At 61.7% G+C, this 5,369-nt stretch carries 5 protein-coding genes; 3 read left to right on the top strand and 2 right to left on the bottom strand.

The window, feature by feature from the left end:
- Window positions 1-674 precede the first annotated feature (674 nt).
- Both V7080_RS23630 and V7080_RS23625 read right to left on the bottom strand, forming a co-directional pair.
- Window positions 675-1,034 carry a hypothetical protein gene (locus V7080_RS23630; RefSeq protein WP_334190830.1) on the bottom strand — a complete coding sequence of 120 codons (360 nt, stop codon included), beginning with the start codon at window positions 1,032-1,034 and terminating at the stop codon, window positions 675-677.
- 50 nt (window positions 1,035-1,084) lie between these two features.
- Window positions 1,085-2,029, bottom strand: coding sequence for a hypothetical protein (locus V7080_RS23625; RefSeq protein ID WP_334190829.1), 945 nt, complete (start codon window positions 2,027-2,029; stop codon window positions 1,085-1,087).
- Window positions 2,030-2,602: 573 nt separating this feature from the next.
- On the opposite strand from V7080_RS23625, the gene V7080_RS23620 reads away from it, so the two are divergent.
- From V7080_RS23620 to V7080_RS23610, 3 genes are all read left to right on the top strand, one after another.
- The gene (locus tag V7080_RS23620; RefSeq protein WP_334190828.1) at window positions 2,603-3,265 is read left to right on the top strand and encodes a DJ-1/PfpI family protein; all 663 of its coding nucleotides are present in this window, start codon (window positions 2,603-2,605) and stop codon (window positions 3,263-3,265) included.
- A complete protein-coding gene (locus tag V7080_RS23615; protein WP_334190827.1) occupies window positions 3,195-4,235 on the top strand; it encodes a GlxA family transcriptional regulator in 1,041 nt (346 codons plus the stop codon). The genes V7080_RS23620 and V7080_RS23615 overlap by 71 nt, the downstream gene beginning before the upstream one ends.
- 125 nt (window positions 4,236-4,360) lie before the next feature.
- The coding region (locus V7080_RS23610; protein ID WP_334190826.1) for an SDR family oxidoreductase at window positions 4,361-5,369 on the top strand (1,009 nt) is incomplete at its 3' end.

Raw genomic sequence — 5,369 nt, 5'->3', positions numbered from 1 at the left:
TGGCCATGGCCGCGTGACTCTACTTCTGAACCCCCTCAATTCCGGGGGGATTACCGGATTACTAATGCAATAAAGTAAATTTTAGTATTAAGTTAAAGTTTTAACAACTTTTTAGTCATAAAATTATTCAATCAAACAAAACTATCGATACACAACTGGGCCTCCCAGAATTTCACTGTTACCAAATGTACAAATATTCGTTACAGGAAAGTAAAGTTCTTGGTGAACTCTTATACGGTAAATTTTTTGAGCAAAAAGTCGTATGACAGTAATGGTAGACGGCGGTGTCGGCCTGATCAGCGAAGAGGTCGAGATGTCAGACGATACGTTGCCTAACAAGCCTTTCGATCCAGTATTACTCTCGGCCATCGTAAAGACTCGAAGCGAGCGCTTCCGCGAAATCCGCCGATCGACCCACCTCCATGGTTTCACCGGCCCGTTCATCGACACTACTGTGAAATTGTGCCCGCAGACTATGGTGGCTAAGGCCGAATCCCACGGACGCTGTCAGAGGTCGTTCTCCAGCAGGCGAAGTTGATGGTCGAACGCTTCCGAGAGGATTTTTCGGCATTGCCGCATGCCCATCCTGGCAACGCGCTGCTGCAGGCGAAGCGGCATAGCCGCAATTGGGTGGAAAGCGCGCGCTGATAGGGGGCATGACCGCACGGTTTGGGTTATTCGGAAGGCGGTTGGGTACTGTTCTGGCCAAGCAATAACCGCAATGGATCGTCAACCGCAAGTTCGGTCCAGTATGTCTCCGCGCGCGCCGGGTCCCAGTCGGGATTGTTCCGGTTGTAATAGGCGGCCATGACCAGTTCCTCGAACATGTGCCGCTCCACGGCGACAGATTGATTCTGCGCCCGCAGCGCGGCTCCGGATGTCTGCCCGCCGACGCCAGGAGCCGGCCGAACATCGGTCTTGCCGTACAGCTTTCCCAGGCGCAGCGCGGATTCCCGGAACAAGGTTTCCACCCTGGCGAGCAGCTGCTGCTGTTTCAGTTCGGTTTGCCGGTCAGGCGCTGGATGAGCCCGCATCGTTTTCCGCTCCCGATTTGTTGCTTGCATACCGATTCTTCGCGCCTGCCTTAGCGGGGTTGAATTTCCTTGTTGAACAGGTGGCCATACGCAGCGAAGACGGCGCTCTGGTCGATAGGATTGCCGGAACCGCCGTGTTCCAATGCCGGAGTCGCGCTGTCGGGCGATGCGCCGCGGGCGGCGCTGCCCTCCCCATGTGGAAGGGAAACTCGCGGGGAGCGATTTCCCGGCTGGCGAGGCGTGTTCATCGCAGCGCTGGTTCGTGCACCAGGCCTGGACGGCGCCTCGGAAGGCATCCCGGGGCGAAGATTGTCAAACAAAGCGAAGTCAACATTGATCCGTCTTGCTCCCCTGGCCATTTGAGATACGTTTGTGTGCACGTGCTCAAGAAGATTGGCCATTCCCGTGAAATCGTCGAGCTGGCGTTGCGGTTTGTCATTCATGTTCAGGATCTCCTGAAATCGGTCCGCCATCGAAGCATGACTCGTCGCGAGTACCCTTTCTTCCAAGAGGCCGAGATGGGTTTCTACACTATCCCGGGCCGCTTTCCAGTCCTGAACAAATTGCGCCGGATTGAATTCTCTCAATCGGTTCACTCTTTCCTCGAAGCGGTTCGTCGATACACCGGATGGTGCGGGCCCCTGGTCAGGCAAGGTCAGGATCTCCAATAAGGCGCGGCAGGCGAGTTCCTGGTGCGCAGTATTGGGGAGCGCGTTGCTGGCGGCAAGTTTTTCTTCAGCCAGAAAATACAGTGCGAGGTCGCCATCATGACCATTCAGCTTTGTGAGCTCGGCGCCTATGGCGCCATCGACCTTCTGCTTGATGGCGACGTTTTCCAGGGCGCTTAAGCTTGCCGCTATCGAGAACTCGCCCGGCTGCCCGCCGCGCCGGATGGCATCGCGAAGCCCGGTAAGCACCGTTGCAGTGTGCTGGTCCTTCGGACCGGTCAGCCGGTCCAGGTTTCTCTTCAAGCTGCGGCGCTCTTCCCTGGTCATGTGTTTCCGCATGCTTGACGCCAGCTGCTTCGCTCCGGGTGCATCCGCCCCCGGCGAGCAGTCCGCCGTCATGTCTACGAGTTGCCGGGCAATCCGGTCGGTCTGACCGCGCAATTGATCCCTGACCTCAGACACGCCGGCGTTGACCAGCTTCCTGAATCTCGTGGCCAGCCTGGCGGGGTTGAAACTGCGGGACAGCAGGCCCCTGTGCCGGTTCGGCGCGGAGGAAGAATTGGATGTCCTCGACTGCGGGTTCGATGCGGCCGCGCCGGCGGACCGCGAGTCCGGCTGCGGAAACCGTAGAGGATGCGGATTGTTGCGTTGGACTGCACCAGGCATGATGACTCCCCGTTCTGGTTGTTGCCGCTGTCGATGGGCAATGTCTGACATGGGTAGCGACATTCGGACATTGGTTCCATTTCCCTTTCCCCCTGCCGATCCGGCCGCCGCCGCTTTTGTCCGCTTTTGTCCGCATCCTGTCCCGCCTCCGTATTTCGCCGCCCCTGACCTCTTCCTACAATGTGCCTGACGATGCGCACCTGTCGCGCACAACGGTTACCTGAGGAGCAGGCGATGCTGGCCATTGGCATATTGATGTTCGACGATGTCGAGATACTCGACTTTTCCGGGCCGTATGAAGTGTTTTCCACCGCGGCGCGGGTGCATGGGCGGCGGGGCGGCGATCCGGCGCTGTTCCGGTGCTTCCTGGTGTCGGCCGAGATGAAGCCGGTCCGCGCACGCGGCGGCATGAAGGTATTGCCCGATTGCGTGCTGCCGCCGGCAGCCGATCTCGATCTGCTGATCGTGCCCGGCGGCGATGTCGGCATGGCGATGACGGACCCGGTCCTGATCGGCTGGATCCGGGCCCAGGCGGCGCGCTGTGAGATCACCGCCTCGGTCTGCACCGGGGCCTTCCTGCTCGGCGAGGCGGGGCTGCTGGACGGTTTGCCGGTGACGACCCACTGGGAGGATCAGGACGCGCTGCGGCAGCGGTTCGCGCACGTGCAGGTGCGGTCCGACACGCCCTGGATCGACTGCGGTAAAGTCGTTACCTCCGCCGGTATTTCCGCAGGCATCGACATGAGCCTCCACTTGGTGGAACGGCTCGCCGGACGGCCGCTTGCGCTGGCAACCGCAAGGCAGATGGAATATGAATGGAACTCGGATGGCTACTGTGAACACTCTGTCGATGAACGGCCGCGACGCGCCGCTGCCGGTGTATTTTCTGTTGCGTGAGCGTACGCTGGCGCTCGACCTGATCGGTCCGGCGGAGGTGTTCCGCTACGCCAACCGGACCGCCGAGGCGGAAGGGAATCCGCCCCTGTTCACCCTGCATTACATCAGCGCGGCAACCCGCATCGACACCTCCATCGGGCTTGACCTCACCGGCTTCAAGCCCTTGCCGGCGAGCCTGCCGGCGGAGGCAATCGTGGTGCTGGTCGGCTGCACCGGACTGGACGAGGACTTCAGCCCGCCGGCGGCGCAACGTACGGTTGAATGGCTGCACAAGCACGTCACAGCGCGGCACCGGCTGCTGTGCATCTGCACCGGCGCGCTGCTGGCAGGTTACGCCGGGCTGCTCGACGGCCGGCAATGCACCACGCACCACAATCACTACGATGCGTTGCGCCGTGTCGCACCGCGTGCGCACGTGGTGGAAAACCGCATCTTCGTCGAAGACGGCATGGCCTGCACCAGCGCCGGCGTGACGGCCGGCATCGATCTCGCGCTGCACATGGTGGCGCGTGTGGCGGGCCACCGCATCAGCGCCATCGTTGCCCACAAGATGGTCATTTACCTGCGGCGGGCCGGCAACGATCCGCAGCTGTCGCCGTGGCTGGCATTCCGCAACCATATGCATCCCGCGGTGCACCGGGTGCAGGACGCCATCATCGAGAACCCCGCCCGTGACTGGACCGTCGCCGCGCTGGCGCAGATCGCCTGCACCAGCGAGCGCCATCTGAACCGGCTCTTCCGCGAACATGCCGGTACCGGCATCGTCGATTATCTGCAGCGCATCCGCATCAGCCTCGCGCGGGAACTGCTGGCGCAGTCGCGGCTGGATATCGAGCGGGTGGCCGAGCAGTCGGGATTCAATTCCACCCGCCAATTGCGGCGCATCTGGAAAAAATTCGAGCACACCTCGCCGAGCCAGTACCGCGCCATCGGACAGGATGGCGACGGCGGCGAACCGATCGCCGCCTAGCAACATTTCCCTTTCGGAAAATCGTCGCCGGCCTCCCCGGCCCGGTATGTGAACCCTATGCAAGATTGCTGGTCGATTGGATAAGGCGCACCGATCGCGCCAGCGATTTTTTCCAAGGGAACTTCATGAAACCACGCTTGAAACGCATTTCCGATCAGGTCATCGTGCTGACCGGCGCCACCAGCGGCATCGGCCTCGTCACCGCCCGCAAGGCGGCAGCCCGGGGCGCACGGCTGGTGCTGGCGGCACGCAATGAAGAAGTATTGAAACTGCTGGCGCGGGAACTGGCCGGCAAGGGGGCGGACGTCACCTGGGTGACGGCGGATGTCGGGATCGAAGACGACGTGCGCCGCATCGCCGACACCGCGCTACAGCGCTTCGGCCGCTTCGATACCTGGGTCAACAACGCCGGGGTCGGGATGTTCGGCACCAACGAGGAATCCAGCCTTGAGGACAAGCAGCGGCTGTTCGACACCAACTACTGGGGCGTGGTCCACGGCTCGCTGTTTGCCGTGCGGCACTTGAAGCGGCATGGCGGCGCGCTGATCAACATCGGCAGCGGCTTCTCCGACCGCGCCACCTCGCTGCAGGGCATCTATGCCGCCTCCAAGCATGCGGTCGAAGGGTATACCGATTCGTTGCGCATGGAGCTGGAGGAAGAAGGCGCGCCGGTGTCGATCACCCTGATCAAACCGGCGTCAGTGGATTCGATGTTCATATCCCATGCAAAAAACCTGATGGACGTCGAGCCGCGGCTGCCGCCTCCGGTCTATGCGCCGGACATCGTGGCCGACGCCATCCTCTATGCCGCGGCGCATCCGAAACGCGATATCGAAGTCGGCGCCGCCGCGAAGCTGCTGGCCGTCGCCGAATATGCCATGCCCGGCCTGCTCGACAGCGTCATGCAGCGTGTCATGCCCGCCCTGCAGCGGACGAATCGCCCGCCGCATCCGCGCGACCAGGACAACCTGTACTCGGCCAGCCAGGACGGCATCGAGCGGGATGACATGGCGGAGCCGGTGCTGGAGAGCAGTCTTTACACCAATGCCCTCATGCATCCGAAAACGACCGGCGCGGTGCTGCTCGGCGCAGGCATTGCGCTGGCGGCGATCTGGCAGGCAAACAGGACCGAGG

It is taken from the genome of Noviherbaspirillum sp. (assembly GCF_036846085.1).
Classification (GTDB): Bacteria; Pseudomonadota; Gammaproteobacteria; order Burkholderiales; family Burkholderiaceae_D; genus Noviherbaspirillum.
The sequence above is the reverse complement of the archived record's forward strand: the minus strand, read 5'-3'. Positions and strand labels throughout refer to the sequence as shown.

Bases quoted from the DNA above. Each gene is read 5' to 3' on its own strand.
- V7080_RS23625 (WP_334190829.1), bottom strand. From the start codon at position 2,029: ATGACCAGGGAAGAGCGCCGCAGCTTGAAGAGAAACCTGGACCGGCTG.
- V7080_RS23615 (WP_334190827.1), top strand. From the start codon at position 3,195: ATGGCTACTGTGAACACTCTGTCGATGAACGGCCGCGACGCGCCGCTG.
- V7080_RS23630 (WP_334190830.1), bottom strand. From the start codon at position 1,034: ATGCGGGCTCATCCAGCGCCTGACCGGCAAACCGAACTGAAACAGCAG.
- V7080_RS23620 (WP_334190828.1), top strand. From the start codon at position 2,603: ATGCTGGCCATTGGCATATTGATGTTCGACGATGTCGAGATACTCGAC.